This is a genomic window from Streptomyces sp. NBC_00414 (assembly GCF_036038375.1).
Classification (GTDB): domain Bacteria; phylum Actinomycetota; class Actinomycetes; order Streptomycetales; family Streptomycetaceae; genus Streptomyces.
In genome coordinates, this window is record NZ_CP107935.1 from 6285225 (window position 1) to 6305425 (window position 20201).

A 20201-nucleotide genomic window follows, 5' to 3' on the forward strand; every position below is an offset into this window, starting at 1 on the left:
AAAAACAACATGGGGATGATCGGTTTCGACAGCGGCTGTCGAAGCAGGGGAAGCGAGCCGAGGAAGCGGCAATGATCTCGTTAACCATATGTCGCAACCAATAATCGCCAATTCCAAGAGCGATTCCCAGTCCTTCGCCCTCGCTGCTTAATAACCAGTGAGTGAAGGACCCATAATGGGTGTCAGCCCGAGAGTGTTCCCGACTCGGATCCTGGCATAATCTAGGGGACTAAACCGTCTGACCCGGTCACGGGGTGAGGCGGGAAATCAAACAGTGACTGAGCCCGTCGGAGACTTGTTCGCGTGATCTCCGGGGCTGAGAAAATCTTAGCGAACTGCGCTCGGAGAAGCCCTGATTCTGCACCGTTGGACGCGGGTTCGATTCCCGCCATCTCCACTTTCCCATGTTCACAGCATGTCCAGTCTGAAGCGAAGGCCCCGCTGCCATAGGCAGCGGGGCCTTCGTCATGGATGCTGCTGTGGCATGAGACGACTCGGACAGACCGGAGAGACCAAGAGATCTCACAATCCGCGCGGACGCGCGTGGACCCGGGCCGTGGTGCTCGGCGTGCTGGTGGCCGGGCTCGGCTGGAGCGGACCGGCCGGAGCGGACCCGGGGACCAGCGGACTGCCGGAGGCCATCGACACCGTCCTCGGGGACAGCCGGATGGAGGGCGGGGCGGCGAGCGTCGTGATCGCCGAGGCGGCGAGCGGGGACGTGCTGTACCAGCGGGCGCCCACCTCACGGCTGATGCCCGCCTCCAACACCAAGCTGCCCACCTCGGCGGCCGCGATGGAGATCCTCGGCCCCGACCACACGTTCACGACGGACGTCCTGACGACCGGCCGCCGGCACGGCTCCGTGCTGAACGGCGACCTGTATCTGCGCGGCACCGGCGACCCGACCGCCCTGGCCGCGGACTACGACGCGCTGGCCGCACAGGTCGCCGAGTCGGGCGTCACCCGCGTCGACGGGCGGCTCCTCGCCGACGACACCCGCTTCGACAGCAGCCGCCTCGGCCGCTCCTGGGCCGCCGACGACGAGTCCTCGTACTACTCGGCGCAGATCAGCGCACTGAGCGTCGCCCCGGACACCGACTACGACACCGGCTCGGTGACCGTCCAGGTCGCACCGGGCACCGCGGCCGGTGCCGAGCCGAAGGTGAGCGTCACCCCGAGGACGAAGTACGTGGACATCGACGTACGGGCCACGACCGTCGCCGCGGGCGGGACGAACGACCTCACCGTGGAGCGCGAGCACGGCACCAACACGATCGTCGTCAGCGGTACGACACCGGTCGGCGGCTCCGGTGCCAGGGAATGGGTGAGCGTGTGGGAGCCCACCGGGTACGCGGCCGCCGTGTTCCGTGACGCGCTCACCGCGCACGGCGTGAAGGTGACCGGGGCGACGCGGCTCGGACGGCCCACCCCGGCGACGGCACGGCGGCTCGCCTCGCACGCCTCCATGCCCCTGAAGGACCTGCTGATCCCGTTCATGAAGCTGTCGAACAACATGCACGCGGAGATCCTCACCAAGACCATGGGGAACAAGGTCTCCGGCGAGGGGAGCTGGAGCGCCGGGCTCGCCGCCGTGAGCGGCTATCTGAAGGGCGTCGGCGTCGACACGGGCAAGCTGCGGCAGGTCGACGGGTCGGGACTCTCCCGGATGAACAACCTCACCGCCGGGCAGTTCGCCGAGCTGCTGCTCGCGGTCCGGGCCGAGCCCTGGTACGCGGACTGGTACAAGTCCCTGCCGGTCGCCTGCGCCCCCGACCGTTTCGTGGGCGGCACCCTGCGCACCAGGATGTGCGGGACTCCCGCCGCGCTCAACGCCCGTGGCAAGACCGGGTCGTTGACGGGGGCGTCCGCGCTCTCCGGCTACGTGAAGGACGCGGACGGACGGGAACTCGTCTACAGCATCGTGCTCAACAACTACCTGGCCTCGTCCGTGAAGCCGCTGGAGGACGCGATCGTGGTGACGCTCGCGTCCTCCACGGCGGACAGGACCGTGACGGCGAAGGCCCCGAGCGGGCGGTCGGCCGAGCGGAACGGCGACCTGGAGTGCTCGTGGCGCAAACCGGGGGAGTGCTGAGCGGGTGAGCCGCAGCGGATGAACCACGACGGCTGATCCACGGCGGCTGCGGTGATGGTCCGGGGCGCCCGCGCGCGCCCCGGACCATCACCGCATCACCCCGTCGAATCCGGTCAGCGGATCGTGAACGTCGACAGTCGCATGCCGTCCCCCAGCACCAGGTACACGTCCTGGCGCCCCTTCGCGGCGGCCGACAGCCGGGCGCTCACCTCGGCGTACGAGTACACCGACCCCGTGCCGGACACCGTCGCCGTACCGACGGGCGTGCCGGATGGTGAGCCGAGCCGTACCTCCACCTTTCCGGCCGCCCCGGCGACCCGCGCACTGAACTGCGCCCCGCCGGAGCCCAGCCGGGAGTCGGCGAACTTCAGCCAGGCCCCGTCACGCGAGGCCCCCACGGCGGTGCCCCGCGCCTTCGACTCGTCCACCAGGCGTACGCCCTCGTAGTCGTCGAAGTTCTCCGCCCGGGTGGTCCGGGAGAGGTCCCGGGCCGGAATCGTCTCGCCCGCCACCTTCAGCGAGGCACGGGAGCGGATGTCCTCGGAGGACGCGCCCACGAGCACGTCGTACGTGCCGCTCTCCACCACCCACTTCGACCGGGTGACGTCCCAGTGCGCGAGGTCCTTCTCGCGCAGCCCCAGCTTCACCGTCCGCGTCTCGCCGGGCTTCAGGGAGACCCGTCGGAAGGCCTCCAGCTGCTTCAGTGGCTGCTTGTCGCGCGAGGCCCGCTGGTGGGTGTAGAGCTGCACGACCTCGTCCCCGGCGCGGCTCCCGGTGTTCGTCACCGGGACCTCGTAACCGCCGTCGACGCGCTTCACCTTCCCGTAGCGGAAGGAGGAGTACGAGAGTCCGTAGCCGAACTCGTACAGCGGATCGCCCTTGAAGTACTGGTAGGTGCGGTCGTACTTGATGTTGTCGTACTCCAGGATGGACGGCAGGTCGGCCTCCGACCGGTACCAGGTCTGGGTGAGCCGTCCGGCCGGGTTGACGTCGCCGAAGAGGACGTCGGCGAGGGCGTTGCCGGTCTCCTGGCCCGCGTGGGTGGTCCACAGGAGTGCCGGGACCTTGTCCCGGAGAGCGCCGAGGGTGGTCGGGTAGCTGTTCTCGACGACCACGACGGTGTTCGGGTTGGCCTCGCGCACCGCCTCGACCAGGGCTTCCTGGGACGGGGCGAGGCTCATGTCCTCGCGGTCGTCGTTCTCGCGCCCGTTGATCGCGGGCATGGACCCGACCACCACGACCGCCGCGTCCTTGCCCTTCACGGCCGCCACGGCCTCCTCGGCGCCACCGCGGACGACGTCCTTGGCGTAGCGCGCGGCCTCGGACTTCGCGACCAGGCCGAGGGTGCCGTCGGGGCCCGCCGGGCCGAGGTAGACCGGGTTCGACCACCAGGGCTCGCGGGTCTCGTAGCCCGCGTACCGCAGCAGGTACGTACCGTCGGCCTGCTCCTCCAGCGCGAACTGCTGCTGGACGAACCAACCGTTCGGCTGGACCTGGTCGTTGACGAAGTTCGACCAGTTGTAGCCGACGTACTTGCCGTTCGCGGCCGAGCGCAGGGTCACGATGCCGGTGCCCCAGTCGAACACGTCGAACTGCGCGGCCGTCCCGTCGCCGGCGCCCTCCTTCAGGGCCTCCCCGTCGGCGTCCGTCCCGGCCGTGACGTACGCGCCGCTCGCCGTGTTCCGCAGCGAGATCCGGTCCACGCCCTCGCTGCCGGTCACGGGGGCGCCGAGCCGCGCGGCGATGCCGTCCTTCGGGGTCACGGCGTAGGGGAGCGTGCCGGAGTACCAGTCGGTGTAGAGGGTGTCGGCGAGCGGGCCGACGACCGCCACGTTCTTCGCGGAGGCCTTGAGGGGCAGGGTGCCGCCCGAGTTCTTCAGCAGGACCGCCGCGTCGGCCGCCGCCTTTCTCGCGAGTTTCTGGTGCGCGGGGCTGTTCACCACCGACTTGTCGATGGCCCCGTACTTCCCGCCGCCCGGGTCGAACTCCCCGAGCCGGACCCGGACGTCGAGGATGTGCCCGGCCGCCGTGTCGACGTCGGACTCCTCCAACAGGCCGTCGGCCAGCGCCGACCTGACGGCCGTGGTCGTCGGTACGGAGTTCGTGTCGTCCGTCGTGAAGCTGTCGATGCCCGCCTTCAGCGTGGCCGCGTTCCCCTCGGCGAGGGTGTCGTAGTACTTCTGGCTGCCGGTGCCGATCAGGTTGTTGGGCGCGTAGGCGTCGGTGACGTTCAGCAGGTCCTGCGAGGTCCAGGTGCGTACGTCGTCGACGAGCGCCGGATTCACCGTGGCGGGGCGGCCGTTGACGAGGTTGTAGGAGGCCATCACCCCCGTCGCCGCGTCCGCCTCGATGGCCGGCCGGAACGCCTGCTCCTCGTACTCCTTCAGCACTCGCGGGCGCAGGTCGGAGGAGGTGGTCGTGCGGTCGGCCTCGTTGTTGTTGCCGAGGAAGTGCTTGAGGGTGGGTGCCGTCTTGAGGTGCTCGGGATCCCCGCCGGTCAGACCGGTGCCGTACGCCGTGGCCATCGAGCTGGTGAGGTGCGGGTCCTCCGAGTAGCCCTCCTCGTTGCGGCCCCAGCGCGGGTCGCGGAGCGGATTGACCACGGGCGCCCAGAGGTTGAGGCCCCAGCCGGCCGGGCGCTCCTGCTGGAAGCCGCGCGCCTCGTCGCCGACCGCCGAGCCGACCCGGCGGATCAGGGCGGGGTCCCAGGTCGACGCGAGCCCCACGGCCTGCGGGAAGACGGTCGCCTCGCCGAGCCAGGCCACCCCGTGCAGTGCCTCGGTGCCGGTCTTGAACGCCCCGATGCCCAGACGCGGGATCGCGGGCTGCCACTGGTGGAGCAGGGACACCTTCTCGTCGAGGGTGAGCCGGGAGAGGAGGTCGTCGACGCGGCGGTCGACGGAGAGGCGGGGGTCGCGGAAGGGGTGGGCGGGGTCGTCGGCCGCCGCCGTCCCCGTGGCGGTGGCGGTGGCGGTGGCGCCGAGGCCGCCGATCAGGGTGAGCGCCAGGACGAGCGCGGTTCTCGGTCTTCTCTTGCCTTTCACGTCACGGCTCCTTCGAATAGGGCCTTGCACGAATACAGGTCAAGGGCGTGGCCGCGTGCTCGCCCGTACCGTCAGCCGCGGCGGGAGCAGCGTGGCCTCCGGCACCGGTGTGCCGCCCAGCTTCCTCATCAGCAGTTCCACCGATCCGGCGCCCACCTCGTCGGCCGGTATGGCGATCGAGGTGACGGGCACGCGGACGCGTGCGGCCAGTTCGTCCGGGCAGATCGCGGTGACCGACAGATCGCCCGGGACCCGTAACCCGAGCGCTTCGAAGGCGTCGATCAGGGGTTCCAGGACCGGCTCGTTGTGCACCACGACCCCCGTCAGGGCGGGCCGTTCCCGCAGGAGCTGTTCGGCGACCTGCCGGGCCGCCGCGGGGTCCGCCTCGCACGGGTGCACCGAGGAGGCGATGCCGTTGCGGTGGGCGGCGGCGGTGAAGCCCTGGACGACCCGCTGGGCGAACCCGGTCTCGCGGACGTACACCTCGGGCGGTGAGCCCACCAGGCCGATCACCCGGTGGCCGAGCCCCGCCAGATGCTCGACGCACAATTCGCCCGCCGCCTTGAAGTCCAGGTCGATGCAGGTCAGCCCGGCGGGCTCGGCCGGGAACCCGATGAGTACCGACGGCCGGTCCAGGCCGCGCAGCAACGGCAGCCGCCCGTCGTGGAGCTGGACGTCCATCACGATCAGCGCGTCCACGAGGGCGGTGTCCGCGACCCGCCGCAGCCCTTCCTCACCCTCCTCCTGCGTGAGCAGCAGCACGTCGTGGTCGTGGCGGCGCGCGGCCGTCACCACGGACACCGCGAACCGCATCACCACCGGCACATGGATGCCGGCCCGCAGCGGCACCACGAGCGCCAGCACGTTCGACCGGCTGCTCGCGAGGGCGCGGGCGCCCGCGTGCGGCCGGTACCCCAGTTCGCGGATGCTCTCCTCGACGCGCTGCCGGGTCTCCTCGGAGATCGGCCGCTTGCCGCTCAGCGCGTACGAGACGGTGCTGGGGGAGACCCCGGCGTGCCGGGCCACATCGGTGATCTTCACCATGCTCAGCCCCGCTCCCGGTCCGGACCGTTCTCGGAGGCTGGCTCCAGCTCCGGCGTCGGGTCCAGCTCCAGGGACAGGAACCCGGTTCCGGCCGCCGCCCGCGCGGTCCGGTCGCCCGCCGCGAGGGCCCAGGGTGCCTTCGGGTCACTCGACGACGCCCGCAGCGTGTCCCCCTCCCGTACGACGGTGAAGGCCACCCCGTCCACGACCGCCGTGACCTGCGCGCCGCGCACCAGCCCGTACGCGTGCAGGGTGACGCCGTCCGCGTACGGATAGTCGGGGCGGTCCTCGACGGCGCCCACCGGGATCACCGCGCCGGGCCGGACGAGGAGCGGCACGCTGGAGAAGCCGTGCTTCTCACGCACCCAGCGGGGCCCGGTCACCGTCCGCCCGGTCAGGAAGTGCGTCCAGGTGCCCTCGGGCACGTAGTACGACACGGCCCCGTCGTCGGCGAACACCGGCGCGACCAGCAGGTCGGGGCCGAGCATGTACTGCCTCTCCAGATGCGCGCACCCGGGATCGTCCGGGAACTCCAGGACCATCGCGCGCATCATCGGCACCCCTTCCGCGTGCGCGGTGCGGGCGGCCTCGTACAGGTAGGGCATGAGGCGCAGTTTCAGGCGGGTGAACAGGCGCAGGACGTCCACGGACTCCTCGTCGAAGAGCCACGGCACGCGGTAGGAGGAGCTGCCGTGCAGGCGGCTGTGCGAGGAGAGGAGTCCGAAGGCGAGCCAGCGTTTGAAGAGGGCGGGCGTCGGGGTGCCCTCGAAGCCGCCGATGTCGTGGCTCCAGTAGCCGAACCCGGAGAGCCCGAGGGAGAGTCCGCCGCGCAGAGACTCGGCCATCGACTCGTACGTGGCCTCGCAGTCGCCGCCCCAGTGCACGGGGAACTTCTGGCTACCGGCCGTCGCCGAGCGTGCGAAGACGACCGCCTCGGCCTCCCCGCGGTGCTTGCGCAGCACGTCGAAGACGGTCCGGTTGTAGAGGTACGTGTAGTAGTTGTGCATCCGCTCGGGGTCGCCGCCGTCCGCGTACGCCACATCGAGGGGGACCCGCTCCCCGAAGTCCGTCTTGAAGCAGTCGACGCCCTGCGCGAGCAGCGCCTCCAGCTTCGACGCGTACCAGTCGCGGGCGGCCGGTGAGGTGAAGTCGACGAGCGCCATGCCCGGCTGCCACAGGTCCCACTGCCAGACACTGCCGTCCGGCCGCTTCAGCAGATGCCCGAGCGCCTTGCCCTCCGCGAACAGCGGCGAGCGCTGCGCGATGTACGGGTTGATCCAGACGCTGATGTGCAGCCCGCGCTCCTTGAGGCGGGCCAGCATCCCCTCCGGGTCGGGGAAGACCCGGGGATCCCACTCGAAGTCGCACCAGTTGAACTCGCGCATCCAGAAACAGTCGAAGTGGAAGACGGAGAGCGGGAGTTCGCGCTCCCGCATGCCGTCGATGAAGGAGCTGACGGTCGCCTCGTCGTACGACGTGGTGAAGGACGTCGACAGCCACAGCCCGAACGACCAGGCGGGCGGCAGCGCCGGACGGCCGGTGAGGGCCGTGTACTTGCGGATGATGTCCTTCGGGGTCGGCCCGTAGATCACGTAGTACGTCAGCTGCTGGGTCTCGGCGCTGAACTGGACCCGCGACACCGCCTCCGAGCCGACCTCGAACGACACCCGCCCCGGATGGTCGACGAAGACGCCGTACCCCGCGTCCGTCAGATAGAACGGCACGTTCTTGTACGCCTGTTCGGTGGCCGTGCCCCCGTCGGCGTTCCACATGTCGACGACCTGGCCGTTCTTCACCAGCGGCCCGAAGCGCTCGCCGAGCCCGAAGACGTGCGTGCCGACACCGAGGTTGAGCTGCTCGCGCAGGTAGTGGCCGCCGCTGCCCGCGTCGCGCATGATGCCCATGCCCTTGGGGCCGCTGCCGGTGAGGGTGCGGCCGTCGGCGAGGAAGTCCACGTGCCAGGGTCCTGTGCGGCTCACGCGGACGGACAGGGCGCCCGCGGTGAGGGTCGCGGAGTCGTCGTCGTACTCGGCGTGGGCCTGGAACTCGTCGCTGCCGAGCTTGTTGAGTTCGAACTGCGGTCCCCGGGGCTCCTCGCCCTCGAAGTGGGTGAACGTGACGCCGATGACGTCGGGCATCGGGGCGTGCGCGCCGATGGTCACGACCGGTCCCTTCAGCAGATCGCCGCGGTGGCGGATGGGCTGGGTCGGCGCGTGGATCTCCAGGGCCCCGGATCCGGCGCTCACGTCGAGGACCTCGACCGGATGGGCGGCCGTCACGCCCTCGCGCAGCAGCCAGTAGCCGTCGGTGAACTTCACGCGCACACCCCTTGTATGACGGTGGAGGGTTGAGGGTTGAGGGTCGCCGGTCATTTGACGGCACCCACGGCGATGCCGCGGGTGAGCGTCCGCTGGAAGACGAGGAAGAAGACGATGGCGGGCAGGACGCCCAGGAGCGCGGCCGCGTTCGTCATCGTGGCGTCCATCAGGCGCTGGCCCTGGAGGACGCCGAGCGCCACCGACACGGTCTGGTTGTCGTTGGAGATCAGCATCACGAGCGGGAGCAGGAACTCGTTCCAGGTCCAGATGAAGAAGAAGACCAGCAGCACGCCGATGGTGGGCCGGCTGACGGGCACCACGATCCGCCACAGCACCTGCCACTTGTTCGCGCCGTCGATCCGGGCGGCCTCGATGATCTCGCGCGGGAACTGGGTGAGGACCGCGGAGAGCAGATACGTGCCGAAGGCGGCCTGGATCACGGTGAAGACGATGATCACGCTCAGCCGGGTGTCGTACAGGCCGGCTTCCTTGCTCAGGTAGTAGACCGGGTAGACCAGCGCCTCCTGCGGCAGCATGTTCGCCAGCACGAAGAAGGCGAGCACCCAGGTGCGGCCCTTGACCCGCCCGATGCCGATCGCGTACGCGTTGAGGACGGACAGGACGACCGCGCCGAGGGCGACCGACCCGCTGATCAGCACCGAGTTGACGAGCTTCTGCCCGAAGTCGACGCGCTCCCAGAAGTCCTTCAGCCCGTCGAGGTAGACGCCCTCGGGAAGGCTCAGCGGGCCGTTCGCCGCGTACTCGGCGGGCGACTTCACCGCGTTGACCGTGACGATCAGGAAGGGCAGGACCATGAACAGGGCGCCGATGACCAGGGCGAGGAGGACGGGGTAACGGCGGAGGGCGGTCATCGGGCGGCTCCCTGCCGGGGATTCGTGGGGGCGGTTCCCCGCTCGGCGCTCATCGCACGACTCCCTGTTCGGCGTCCTCGGCACGGGTCTGGAGCTTCAGGCCGACCACGGCGAGCACCAGGACGATCACGGTCAGCACGGTCGAGATCGCGGCGCCGTACCCGACCTGTGTCTTCTCGAAGAACGTGGTGAACGAGAAGTACGACGGCACGTCCGTCGCCCCGCCGGGCCCGCCCTTGGTGAGCACGTACACCGCGCCGAACACCTTGAGCGCGGCGATCGTGCACCAGAGCAGCACGACGTAGATCTCGGGCCTGATCTGCGGCAGCGTGACGTGCCAGAACCGCCGCCACCAGCCGGCGCCGTCCAGCTCGGCGGCCTCGTACAACTGCGGGTCGACGCGTTGCAGGCCCGCCATGAAGATGACGAGCGGGAAGCCGAGCTGCACCCAGACCATCACGCCCATGACGCTGTAGAGCGCGAGGTCGGGATCGCCGAGCCAGTCCTGCTGGAGACCCCCGAGGCCGACCGCCTTCAGCAGTTCGTTCAGCGAGCCGTTCTCCGGGGCGAGGATCCAGCTCCACACGATGCCGGCGACCGCGATGGGCAGCACCTGCGGCAGATAGAAACAGGCCCGCAGCACGGCGGCCGTCCTGCCGCCGAAGTGCTTGCCGACGTAGTCGAAGAGGGCGGCGGCCAGGACGAGCCCGAGGGCGGTCGGTACGACCGCCATCGCGACGACCATGAAGAGGCTGTGCCGGAACGACGCCCAGAACTCCGCGTCGTCCATCAGCTCCCGGTAGTTGGCGAGCCCGGTCCACTTCGGGCTGCCGACGCCCTGCCACTCGGTGAAGCTCACGCCCGTGTTCATCAGGAAGGGCACGACGACGATCACGAAGAAGGCGAGGGCTCCGGGGAGCAGGAACAGGGCGTACGAGTCGCGGGGGCGGCGGGGGCTCCTGGAGTGGTGACGCGCTTCGACGACGCCACCGCTCCCGCCGCCCTTCCGGCCCTTGTCACCCCTGCCCCCGCTGCCCCGGCCGCCCTGTTCGACGGTGACCGTCATCGGTCCTGTACGCCCTTGTCGTACGCCGCCTTCACCGCGTCCAGGTAGGCGTCGGGCTTCGCGCTCCCCGTGATCAGCTTCTGGGTCTCGGAGACGAGGACGTCGTAGAAGCCGGGAGCCGGCCAGTCGGGATAGAACGCCAGACCGTCCCGCTCGGAGAGGGTGTTGAAGTTGGCGATGAGCCCCTTGGCCCGAGGATCCGTGATGGCGGCGGGATCGGCGGCCACCGGGACGCCGCCCTTGTTGCCGAGCATGTTCTGGATCTTCTTCGACATGGTGATGTCGATGAAGTCGTAGGCCAGTTCCTTGTTCTTGGCGCCCTTGGGGACCACCCACAGGTTGCCGCCCGAGCCGAGGGTCATGTTCGAGTCCGGCCACAGGAAGGTGCCCCAGTCGAACTTGTTCTCCGCGGCGAACCGGCCGTACCACCAGCTGCCGGAGAACAGGATCGGGCTCTTGCCCTGCATGAACGAGAGCCCGGCGTCCTCGGCCTTCGTACTGGTCGACTTCTTACTGATGTAGCCCTTCTTCACCCAGTCCGCGAAGGTCTCGGCGCCGTACGTCCAGGCGGCGTCGTGGAAGTCCGGCTCGCCCTTGTAGAGCTCGTACGAGTCCACCCAGGCGCGGTCGGCCTTCGACAGCGCCAGTTGGTACAGGTACTGCTGGGCCACGTACTCGGCGCCCGCGTTGGCGAGCGGGGTGACGCCCTTGTCGACGAACGTGTCCATGGCGGCGGTCAGTTCGTCGAACGTCTTCGGCTCGGCGATGTCGTACTTCTTGAAGAGGTCCTTGTTGTAGAACACCATCGTGTACTCGGCGTAGTTGGGGATCCCGAACCACTTGCCGGAACCCATCACGCCCTTGGCGTCGTACTGGCTGGTGGTCCGCACACCGGCGCTGAGCTTCTTGTCCCAGCCGTGCTTCGTGACCTCCGTCGACAGGTCGGTGAGCAGGCCCTGCTGGGAGAGGTGGCCGGCCGTCGCGTTGCCCTTGTTGTACTCCATGAGGTCGGGCGCGTCATTGGAGTTGAGGACCATCGGGGCGGTCTTCTGGATCTGCTCGAAGCCCTTCTCCTCGAACTTCACCTTGACGCCCGGGTGGGTCTTCTCGAACTCCTTGATGGCCGCGTTCCAGGCCACCGCCATCGCGCTGTCGGGGCTTTCGTAGTGCCACAGCTTCAGCGTCTTCCCGTCGGAGGACCCGCTGTCCGAGTCACCGCAGGAGGCCAGCAGCAGGGTGGTGCTCACCACCGCGGCTGCCGCCGCCATCACTCGCCTTCGTGCCGTCAACATCCTGTGCCTCCAGGGGAGCCGGATGGGTATCGGACCTCGCGCATCACTCACGCGGCGCGCTCGTCGAATCGATTCGACGAGTGCCGTCGAAGCGCTTCGACGGGGGAACGTATGTGGGGGCTCCGGGGGAGTCAATGGGGTGCGCGCGAATTGGGGCGGGTGTTCGGTGGGCCGGACGGGGCCCCGTCCGGGGGGAGGGCGTGTGGGGGTACATCGCACCGGGGGAGGGTGTCCGGGGGTGGTGCGCGGGGTGCGGCCCGCCCGGGGCTGAGCGCGCAGTTCCCCGCGCCCCCAAACGCGGCTGCGCCGCATCGGGGGCACGGGCGGCGCCTGAGAGGTGCCGGAGGGCTCCGGCTCGGCCGGTCGTCTTCAGGGGCGCGGGGAAACGGCGCGGGTGACTGAAGTCGGCTCGTCACGTGATGGTCGGCCTGAGGTTTTCGGGGGCGCGGGGAACGGCGCGGGTGACTGAAGTCGGCTCGCCACCTGACGTCCGGCCTGTCGTTTCGGGGGCGCGGGGAACTGCGCGGGCAACCCGAGTAGGCCAGTCACCCGACGGGAGGCCTGCTGTCCAGGGGGGCGGGGAACGGCGGAAGCCGGTACGTGAGGGCGATCACCAGCGCCGTCACGGCCGCCCCCACCGGCACCCCATAGCCCGCCGCAGGCGACCCCCGCTCCACCACCCACCCCCCGAGCGCGGACCCGCAGGCGATCCCGCCCAACAGCCCCGTCACCGCCAGCGTCATCCCCTCGTTCAGCCGCCCCTCGGGCGTCCGCCGCTGGAGCAGCGTCATGGCCGTGACCATCGTCGGCGCCGTCGCCATCCCGGCGAGCAGCAGCGCGAGACCGAGCACCACCAGACCGCCGCCCCCGAACGTGGCGGCCACCAGCGGCAGGCACATGAGAGGAACCATCGCGGCGACACTCAGGAGGTACCGACGCCCGACAGGCGCCCTCGGCCTCAGCGCCCCGTAGAGCAGCCCCGCCGCACACGACCCGGCCGCCTGGAGCGCGAGGACCACCCCGGCCGCCGCCCGGTGCCCCTGTGCGTCCGCGAACGCGATCGTCACCACCTCCATCGACCCGAACACCGCGCCCGTGGCGAGAAAACCGGCCAGCAGCGGAGGGATTCCGGGCGCCCGGAGCGGGGAGGGGGAACCGGCGTCCGTACGTCCCCGCGCGGGCGGTTCCGTCGAGCGCTGGGCGCTGAACACCAGCACCCCGGTCAGCAGCAGGACGACCGCGACGAGGGTGCCCGCCTCCGGGAAGAGCGCCCCGCACAGAAGCGCGGCCAGCACCGGTCCGAACATGAAGCACAGCTCGTCCGCGGCCTGTTCGAAGGAGTTCGCGGTGTGCAGCCGGCCCGGTTCTCCCTTGAGGAGATGGGCCCAGCGCGCCCGGGACATGCCTCCGGTGTTGGGCGTGGTCGCCGTGGCCGCGTACGCGGCGAACAGCGTCCAGTCGGGCGCCCCGAGGCGGACGCAGAGCAGCAGCGCGACGGAACCGAGCGCGGCGACCGCGGTCGCGGGCACGGCGATCCGGGCCTGGCCGTGCCGGTCGACGAGACGCGCGGTCCAGGGCGCGACGACCGCCGTCGCCGCCAGCCCGGTGGCGGTGACGGCGCCCGCGAGCGCGTACGAGCCCCGCGTCCCCGCGATCATGATCACGGCGCTCACGCTGAACATCCCCATCGGGAGACGGGCGATCAGATTCCCGATCGTGAACGCTCGGGTGCCGGGTATGTCGAAGAGCCGGCGGTAGGGATTGCGCGAGGGCTTCTTCCGGCCGCCCGTCCGCGGCCCCCGCCGTGGACCGAAGTCGGCCACGACCAGCGAGTCGGCGGTCACGGCGAAGACGGTCGGGCGCTCCTGAGGGCGTGGCCGGGTGGCGGGGCGAGGGGGCTGTGGCGGCATGGATCAACGTTCGCCCGAGCCCTCACCAGGGGTCCAACACCTTCTCCGTACCGATTCACGCATCCACGTTGTAAGTTCTCCCGATGCCCGCCCACCCCGCCCATCTCGACCCCCGCCTGCTCCGCGCCTTCCTCGCCGTCGCCGAGGACCTGCACTTCACGCGCGCGGCCGACCGCCTGTACGTCGCCCAGCAGGCCCTGAGCCGCGACATCCGGCGCCTGGAGCGGGAACTGGGCGCCGGCCTCTTCGTACGCACCACCCGGCAGGTGGCGCTCACCACCGACGGCGAGCGGCTGCTGCCGTACGCGCGGCGGGCCCTGGAGGCGCAGGACGAGCTGCTCGCGGCCTTCGGGCGGGCCGGCGCCGAGCGCCCCCTGCTCGTGGACGTGAACAGTCCGGGCCTCGTCTCCGGGCGGGTCCTGGCCCTGGCCCGCGAACTCGCCCCCGACTGTGAACTGATGACCCGCTTCGAGAGCGGCCTCACCGGCGCCGCGGCCGAGCTGCTGGCCGGCCGGCTCGACGCGTCTTTCGGCCGGTTCGCGGGCCTGGACCCGGCGCTGCGTGCCCGCCTGGAGCAGCAGCCCGTACGGTACGAGCCGATGGCCGTCGTGCTGCCCGAGGACCACCACCTGGCCGCCCTGGACGCCGTACCGCTCGCCGCCCTGGCTGGGGAGCGGGTCTACGCGGGCGCCGGCAACCCCCGGACGCTTGAATGGACCGACCTGGCCCGTCAGCTTTTCGAGGGACGCGGGATCGAGGTCGCGTCACCCGCGCCGCTGGCCGTCGGCACCGAGGAGTTCCGAAGGATCATGGCCAAGACCCGGACACCTGTTCTGGCCGTGGTGGACTTTCCGGCCATGCCGGGTTCAACGCTTCGCCCCCTGGTCGACCCTGTCCCGTTGTCGCCGGTGTCTTTGGTGTGGCGGAAGGGTCTGGTGCATCGTGGAGTTGAAGCACTGAGGGCTGCGGCGGCACGACTCGCGGCGGACGAGGGATGGCTGGAGCGACCTTCCGATGGTTGGATTCCGGCCACAGATGCACTCATCATGATGAGTCGGATCTGACACATAACCCTCACTCATGGCTACGTGCGATACATTCGTGGCCCGGGTGCAGTGTGATAAAGGGGGCGCTCGGACCGGATGGGGGTCCGGTTCCGGACGACGACGTGCGAGTATCCGGGTCGCACGCGCCACCCCAGAACGATTCCCGTGGGGGGATGCACGTGCGCGTGAAAAGTTGGCCAGAAGACGCTCAACCGGGTCGGAATGATTCCGATCAGCCTGGTGCCGGCGGTGTGGACGGCCCGGCCCGTGAGGCGGCCGGCTGGCCGCTTCTGAATGGTCCCGATCAGCCGTTCCGCAGCGCTTCCGGCCATGCCGGGGGCTCTGACGCGACCGAGGTCATGGGCGTCTCCGGTGGGCCGGACGCGACCAAGGTCATGGGCATATCGGGCGAGCCGGGACCGTCCGGGCCGTCGGGTTCACCCGGGCCGTCGGGTGCGTTCGGACCGTCCGTGCCGTCCTCCTCGCAGTCCTCGCCGTCCGACGGCTGGTTCCGCCGTGAGGCTGCCGCGGCCGTGCCGCGGCAGAGAGACGACGACCACCAGGACACCGCCAGGTTCCCCGGAAGCACCGACCGCTTTCCCGGAAGCACCGGCGGCTCCGAGTTCGGTTCCGCGTCCGACTCCGGGTTCGGCTCCGCGTCCGACCCGGCCGCCGGGCAGGCCGCAGGACGGAGCGCCGGGCAGGGTTCCGGGCACGGCTCCGGACAGGGCGCCGGTCGGACCGCCGCGTACGGCGCGGACCAGATCGCCGGATACGACGCGGGCCGGACCGCCGGGTACGACCCCGACCAAGCCGCCGGACTGGACTCCTGGCAGGAGTCCGACCACCCCGAGCACACGCATGACCCGCACGAGGTCACGGTCCAGATGGACGGTGTGGGACGGCAGCTGGAGGACTGGCTCGTCCAGCAGGCCAAGGGTGCCCCCAGCGCCCAGGAGGCCTCGGACGGCCCGGTCTTCGTCGACGAGACGGGTCGCCGCAGCCGCAGGTACCGCAGGATAGGCATGGCGGTCGGTCTGGCCTGCGCCGTCTACGCGGTGGCCATCCTCATCACCCTCATATCGGGCAACTCGAACGCCCCCTGGCTGCCCATCAAGGACCAGCAGGGAGACTCACCGGCCGGCCAGGTCGACACCCCGCCGCTGCCCACCGACTCCGCGGGCCCCTCCGGCTCCGCGAGTGCCTCGCCCGAGGCGAGCGCGTCCGGCACCGAGGGCACGACCCCCTCGCCAGGCGCCAGCCTCTCGGCCGACGCGTCGGCCAGCGCGAAGGCTCCCGACACGTCGGCAGACCCCAAGCCCTCGGCCAGCACCACCAAGCCGGGCACGGGGAGCAACAACTCGCCCGACCCCGGTTCCGATCCCACCGACGAAGTCCCCTCGTCACCGGACCCCGATCCGGAACCGACCGACACCGGCGTCACGGACGGCCCCACCACGGAGGCTCCCGCCGGAAGCGGCACCAACGACGTTGCCGACGCCCCGCTCACGGCGGAGCCGACTCCCATCGAGCCGAGCCCCCCCACCCCGTCCCCGGAGAACATCCTCTGATGGCACGCCGCACCAGCAAGCGCGGCGCAGGTCGGGGCGCCGTCCGGCGCCGACGCCTGCCCATGCGCTACCTGCTGCCCTCGCTGATCCTGATCGCCCTGATGGCGATGCTGATGCTGCGCGGGTACGTACACAGCGAGATCCTCGCGGACCACCGCATCCAGCCCGAGGCCGCCACCGACCGCGTACCCGAGAAGATTCTCGACGGCGGTCCGGTCATCGACACCCGCGGCGGCCGCACGGCCAGCCTCAGCGTGCCGAAGCACCACCTCGTCCTCACCTTCGACGACGGCCCGGACCCCGAGTGGACCCCCAAGGTCCTCGACGTCCTGAAGAAGCACAACGCGCACGCGGTGTTCTTCGTCACCGGCACCATGGCCTCGCGCTACCCGGACCTCGTCCAGCGCATGGTCGACGAGGGCCACGAGGTCGGCCTGCACACCTTCAACCATCCCGACCTCTCCTTCCAGTCCAAGAGCCGCATCGACTGGGAGCTGTCGCAGAACCAGCTGGCGCTCGCGGGCGCGGCCGGCATCCGTACGTCGCTGTTCCGGCCGCCGTACTCCTCGTTCGCCGACGCCATGGACGACAAGTCGTGGCCGGTGACCGAGTACATAGGCAGCCGCGGCTACCTCACCGTCGTCAACAACACCGACAGCGAGGACTGGAAGAAGCCCGGCGTCGACGAGATCATCCGCCGCGCCACCCCCAAGGGCGGCAAGGGCGCCATCGTCCTCATGCACGACTCCGGCGGCGACCGCCACCAGACCGTCCAGGCGCTCGACCGCTTCCTGCCCCAGATGCAGAAGCAGGGCTACGAGTTCGACAACCTCACCGGTGCGCTCGGCGCCCCCAGCGCCCACACCCAGGTCACCGGACTCGACCTGTGGAAGGGCAAGGCCTGGACCTGGGCGGTGCAGTTCTCCGAGAAGATGACCGACGGCCTCGTCGTCTGCCTCGCCGTCATCGGCACGCTGGTCATCACCCGCTTCGGCCTGATGCTCGTCCTGTCCATCGCCCACGCCCGGCGGGTGCGCCGCAAGAACTTCCGCTGGGGGCCGCCGGTCACCGAACCGGTCTCGGTGCTGGTGCCCGCGTACAACGAGGCCAAGTGCATCGAGGCCACCGTGCATTCGCTGGTGGCGAGCGAACAGCCCATCGAGGTCGTCGTCATCGACGACGGTTCGAGCGACGGCACCGCCCGCATCGTGGAGAACCTGCGGCTGCCGAACGTACGCGTCGTGCGCCAGCTCAACGCGGGCAAGCCCGCCGCCCTCAACCGGGGCATAGCCAACGCCCGGCACGACCTCATCGTCATGATGGACGGCGACACCGTCTTCGAGCCGGCCACCGTGCGCGAACTGGTGCAGCCCTTCGGCGACCCGAGCGTGGGCGCCGTCGCGGGCAACGCGAAGGTCGGCAACCGCGACTCGCTCATCGGTGCCTGGCAGCACATCGAGTACGTGATGGGCTTCAACCTCGACCGCCGCATGTACGACATGCTGCGCTGCATGCCGACGATCCCGGGAGCCGTCGGAGCCTTCCGCCGCTCGGCCCTTGAGCGCGTCGGCGGCATGAGCGAGGACACCCTCGCCGAGGACACCGACATCACCATGGCGATGCACCGCGACGGCTGGCGCGTCGTCTACGCGGAGAACGCCCGCGCGTGGACCGAGGCCCCGGAGTCCGTCCAGCAGCTGTGGTCCCAGCGCTACCGCTGGTCGTACGGCACCATGCAGGCCATCTGGAAGCACCGCAAGGCGGTCATCGAACGGGGCCCCTCGGGCCGCTTCGGCCGCGTCGGCCTGCCCCTGATCTCCTTCTTCATGGTCCTGGCCCCGCTCCTGGCCCCCCTGATCGACGTCTTCCTGCTGTACGGGATCGTGTTCGGCCCCACCGAGAAGACGATCGGCGCCTGGCTGGGCGTCCTCGCCATCCAGGCGATCTGCGCCGCGTACGCCTTCAGGCTGGACAAGGAACGCATGACCCACCTCATCTCGCTGCCCCTGCAGCAGATCCTCTACCGCCAGCTCATGTACGTGGTCCTCCTCCAGTCCTGGATCACCGCCCTCACCGGCGGCCGGCTGCGCTGGCAGAAACTGCGGCGCACCGGCGTCGTGGGTTCGGCGCCGGGCGCGGCGGCCGGCCCGGTACCACGGCAGCGCGCGGAGAGCGGCAGCGGAAGCAATCGGAGGCCCGTCGGATGACGCACGGCCGCACCACGAATTCGGGCGCCACACCACCGGAGAACACCCCGTCCTTCGGAGTCCCGCGCCAGCGGGCCGACGCTCCGCAGGCCCGTCCGGAGGCCCGTCCGGAGGAGTCCGGGTACGACGCGAGGTGGGTGATGTCCCCGTTCGACACGGACGACACATCCGGGTCATCCGGCTCGTCGGGCTCGTCCGACACGTTCGGCACGAGGGTTCCGGCGGAGAATCCGGGATCGCCGTTCGACGCGCCTTCCGCGTCCGCCGCGTCCCTCGCACCGTCCGTCCCCGCCCCCGCCAACCCCGCCACCCCTGCAGCCGCCGCGCCGAAGAAGGCGAGCGGCCGTGACCGCTACCTGGACCTGCTGCGCACCCTGGCACTGGTCCGCGTGGTCGCCTACCACCTGTTCGGCTGGGCCTGGCTGACGGTGCTCTTCCCGTCCATGGGCGTGATGTTCGCGCTCGCCGGTTCACTGATGGCCCGTTCGCTGAAGCGCCCGGCCCTGGGCGTGATCCGCGGCCGGATACGCAGGCTCCTGCCGCCCCTGTGGGTGTTCAGCGCGGTCATGCTCGCCATGATGTTCGCCGCGGGCTGGAACATCTCCGAGGACCCCGACAACGGCGGCACCTGGGGCATGATCGAGCTCTTCAACTACGTCGTACCGGTCGGCGCCCCGCCGTTCCCCTGGAGCATCGGCGACAAGTCGGGCCTCCTGGAGCAGACGTGGGCGGTCCAGTCGGCGGGCGTGCTCTGGTACCTGCGGGCGTACCTCTGGTTCGTCCTCGCGTCCCCGCTGCTCCTGTGGGCGTTCCGACGGGCCCCGTGGCCGACGCTGCTGGCCCCGCTCGGCCTGACGGCCGTGGTCGGTACGGGCATCGTCACCATCCCCGGTGAGACGGGCAACGCGGTCTCGGACTTCGCGGTCTACGGCGGCTGCTGGGTCCTCGGGTTCGCCCACTACGAGGGCATGCTGCAGAAGATCCCGCGCTATGTGGCGGTGTCCTGCTCGACCCTGCTGATGGCTTTCGGCCTGTGGTGGGCGTCCGGCCACCTGGGCCCCGACGGCTGGGACCTGAACGACATCCCGCTGGCCCAGGCCACCTGGTCCTTCGGGTTCGTGGTCATCCTGCTCCAGTACTCGCCGTCCTGGCAGGACCTCCCAGGCCGCCTCAAGCGCTGGGACAAGCTGGTCACCCTCTCCAACAGCCGTGCCATGACGATCTACCTGTGGCACAACCTCCTCATCATGGCGACGGTCCCGATCCTGGACCAGCTCTACGAACTGCCCTTCATGAACGACCAGATGGTGGGCCTGCTGGACGCCACGTACATGGTGTGGATGTTCGTCCTGGTCTGGCCGCTGATAGGCCTCGCCATCCTCGCGGTCGGCTGGATCGAAGACCTGGCGGCGAAGCGGAGTCCGCGGCTTTGGCCGACGGGGTCGAAGAAACCGGCCCGGCCGGGTGCGCATTCGGGCCCGGGAACCGGTTCGGGATCGGCGTCCCACTCCCACTCCCGGCCTCGCTCCCGGGCGCGGGCGAGGTAGGGACGGACGGACTGCCGGCTTCCGGTGGTGTTTGCGCGGGCCAAGCAGAAAGCTTGGCCCGCGCTTCGTTGCGCCTGTCTCGGTGACCATGTGTACCGATATGCGGCCCTGGATCCTCGTTTCGTTACCGCCTTCGCATAATTCGCTCTGGTGTCCTCCCGCGCACCCTCGGTAGCGTGGCTGAGCTCATGA

Annotated in this window: 12 protein-coding genes and 1 other RNA gene; 6 read left to right on the forward strand and 7 right to left on the reverse strand. The window is 70.2% G+C overall.

The window, feature by feature from the left end:
- Nucleotides 1-11 precede the first annotated feature (11 nt).
- Both ssrA and dacB read left to right on the forward strand, forming a co-directional pair.
- Nucleotides 12-400: a transfer-messenger RNA gene (gene ssrA, locus OHS59_RS27380) on the forward strand.
- A gap of 84 nt (nucleotides 401-484) precedes the next feature.
- Nucleotides 485-2092, forward strand: coding sequence for a D-alanyl-D-alanine carboxypeptidase/D-alanyl-D-alanine endopeptidase (gene dacB, locus OHS59_RS27385; RefSeq protein ID WP_328496017.1), 1608 nt, complete (start codon nucleotides 485-487; stop codon nucleotides 2090-2092).
- 113 nt (nucleotides 2093-2205) lie between these two features.
- On the opposite strand, the gene OHS59_RS27390 is transcribed toward dacB, so the two are convergent.
- From OHS59_RS27390 to OHS59_RS27420, 7 genes are all read right to left on the reverse strand, one after another.
- Nucleotides 2206-5136 carry a glycoside hydrolase family 3 protein gene (locus tag OHS59_RS27390; protein ID WP_328496018.1) on the reverse strand — a complete coding sequence of 977 codons (2931 nt, stop codon included), beginning with the start codon at nucleotides 5134-5136 and terminating at the stop codon, nucleotides 2206-2208.
- 39 nt (nucleotides 5137-5175) lie between these two features.
- Nucleotides 5176-6180, reverse strand: coding sequence for a LacI family DNA-binding transcriptional regulator (locus tag OHS59_RS27395; RefSeq protein WP_328496019.1), 1005 nt, complete (start codon nucleotides 6178-6180; stop codon nucleotides 5176-5178).
- A gap of 2 nt (nucleotides 6181-6182) precedes the next feature.
- Nucleotides 6183-8498: an alpha-xylosidase gene (yicI, locus tag OHS59_RS27400; protein ID WP_328496020.1), complete on the reverse strand. Its 2316-nt coding sequence runs from the start codon at nucleotides 8496-8498 to the stop codon at nucleotides 6183-6185.
- Between the two features lie 50 nt (nucleotides 8499-8548).
- The gene (locus OHS59_RS27405; RefSeq protein WP_328496021.1) at nucleotides 8549-9370 is read right to left on the reverse strand and encodes a carbohydrate ABC transporter permease; all 822 of its coding nucleotides are present in this window, start codon (nucleotides 9368-9370) and stop codon (nucleotides 8549-8551) included.
- Between the two features lie 49 nt (nucleotides 9371-9419).
- Nucleotides 9420-10436, reverse strand: coding sequence for a carbohydrate ABC transporter permease (locus tag OHS59_RS27410; protein WP_328496022.1), 1017 nt, complete (start codon nucleotides 10434-10436; stop codon nucleotides 9420-9422).
- Entirely contained in the window at nucleotides 10433-11728 is a 1296-nt protein-coding gene (locus OHS59_RS27415) for an ABC transporter substrate-binding protein (protein WP_328496023.1), read from the reverse strand. Before OHS59_RS27415 ends, OHS59_RS27410 begins: the two co-directional genes overlap by 4 nt.
- A 545-nt stretch (nucleotides 11729-12273) precedes the next feature.
- Entirely contained in the window at nucleotides 12274-13638 is a 1365-nt protein-coding gene (locus tag OHS59_RS27420; RefSeq protein WP_328496024.1) for an MFS transporter, read from the reverse strand.
- An 83-nt stretch (nucleotides 13639-13721) separates the two neighbouring features.
- On the opposite strand from OHS59_RS27420, the gene OHS59_RS27425 reads away from it, so the two are divergent.
- The 4 genes from OHS59_RS27425 (at nucleotide 13722) to OHS59_RS27440 (ending at nucleotide 20009) form a co-directional block, all read left to right on the forward strand.
- Nucleotides 13722-14702, forward strand: coding sequence for a LysR family transcriptional regulator (locus OHS59_RS27425; protein ID WP_328496025.1), 981 nt, complete (start codon nucleotides 13722-13724; stop codon nucleotides 14700-14702).
- A 341-nt stretch (nucleotides 14703-15043) separates the two neighbouring features.
- Nucleotides 15044-16255, forward strand: a complete 1212-nt coding sequence (locus OHS59_RS27430) for a hypothetical protein (RefSeq protein ID WP_328496026.1) — start codon at nucleotides 15044-15046, stop codon at nucleotides 16253-16255.
- Complete coding sequence (locus OHS59_RS27435; protein WP_328496027.1) at nucleotides 16255-18462, forward strand: glycosyltransferase; 2208 nt, start codon at nucleotides 16255-16257, stop codon at nucleotides 18460-18462. The genes OHS59_RS27430 and OHS59_RS27435 overlap by 1 nt, the downstream gene beginning before the upstream one ends.
- Nucleotides 18459-20009 carry an acyltransferase family protein gene (locus tag OHS59_RS27440; protein ID WP_328496028.1) on the forward strand — a complete coding sequence of 517 codons (1551 nt, stop codon included), beginning with the start codon at nucleotides 18459-18461 and terminating at the stop codon, nucleotides 20007-20009. The genes OHS59_RS27435 and OHS59_RS27440 overlap by 4 nt, the downstream gene beginning before the upstream one ends.
- The last annotated feature ends 192 nt before the right edge of the window (nucleotides 20010-20201 follow it).

What these genes read in the sequence shown, in the direction of transcription:
- OHS59_RS27430 (WP_328496026.1), top strand. Translation starts at nt 15,044, where the DNA reads ATGGGCGTCTCCGGTGGGCCGGACGCGACCAAGGTCATGGGCATATCG.
- OHS59_RS27410 (WP_328496022.1), bottom strand. Translation starts at nt 10,436, where the DNA reads ATGACGGTCACCGTCGAACAGGGCGGCCGGGGCAGCGGGGGCAGGGGT.
- OHS59_RS27395 (WP_328496019.1), bottom strand. Translation starts at nt 6,180, where the DNA reads ATGGTGAAGATCACCGATGTGGCCCGGCACGCCGGGGTCTCCCCCAGC.
- OHS59_RS27420 (WP_328496024.1), bottom strand. Translation starts at nt 13,638, where the DNA reads ATGCCGCCACAGCCCCCTCGCCCCGCCACCCGGCCACGCCCTCAGGAG.
- OHS59_RS27440 (WP_328496028.1), top strand. Translation starts at nt 18,459, where the DNA reads ATGACGCACGGCCGCACCACGAATTCGGGCGCCACACCACCGGAGAAC.
- OHS59_RS27415 (WP_328496023.1), bottom strand. Translation starts at nt 11,728, where the DNA reads ATGTTGACGGCACGAAGGCGAGTGATGGCGGCGGCAGCCGCGGTGGTG.
- dacB (WP_328496017.1), top strand. Translation starts at nt 485, where the DNA reads ATGAGACGACTCGGACAGACCGGAGAGACCAAGAGATCTCACAATCCG.
- OHS59_RS27405 (WP_328496021.1), bottom strand. Translation starts at nt 9,370, where the DNA reads ATGACCGCCCTCCGCCGTTACCCCGTCCTCCTCGCCCTGGTCATCGGC.
- OHS59_RS27435 (WP_328496027.1), top strand. Translation starts at nt 16,255, where the DNA reads ATGGCACGCCGCACCAGCAAGCGCGGCGCAGGTCGGGGCGCCGTCCGG.
- OHS59_RS27425 (WP_328496025.1), top strand. Translation starts at nt 13,722, where the DNA reads ATGCCCGCCCACCCCGCCCATCTCGACCCCCGCCTGCTCCGCGCCTTC.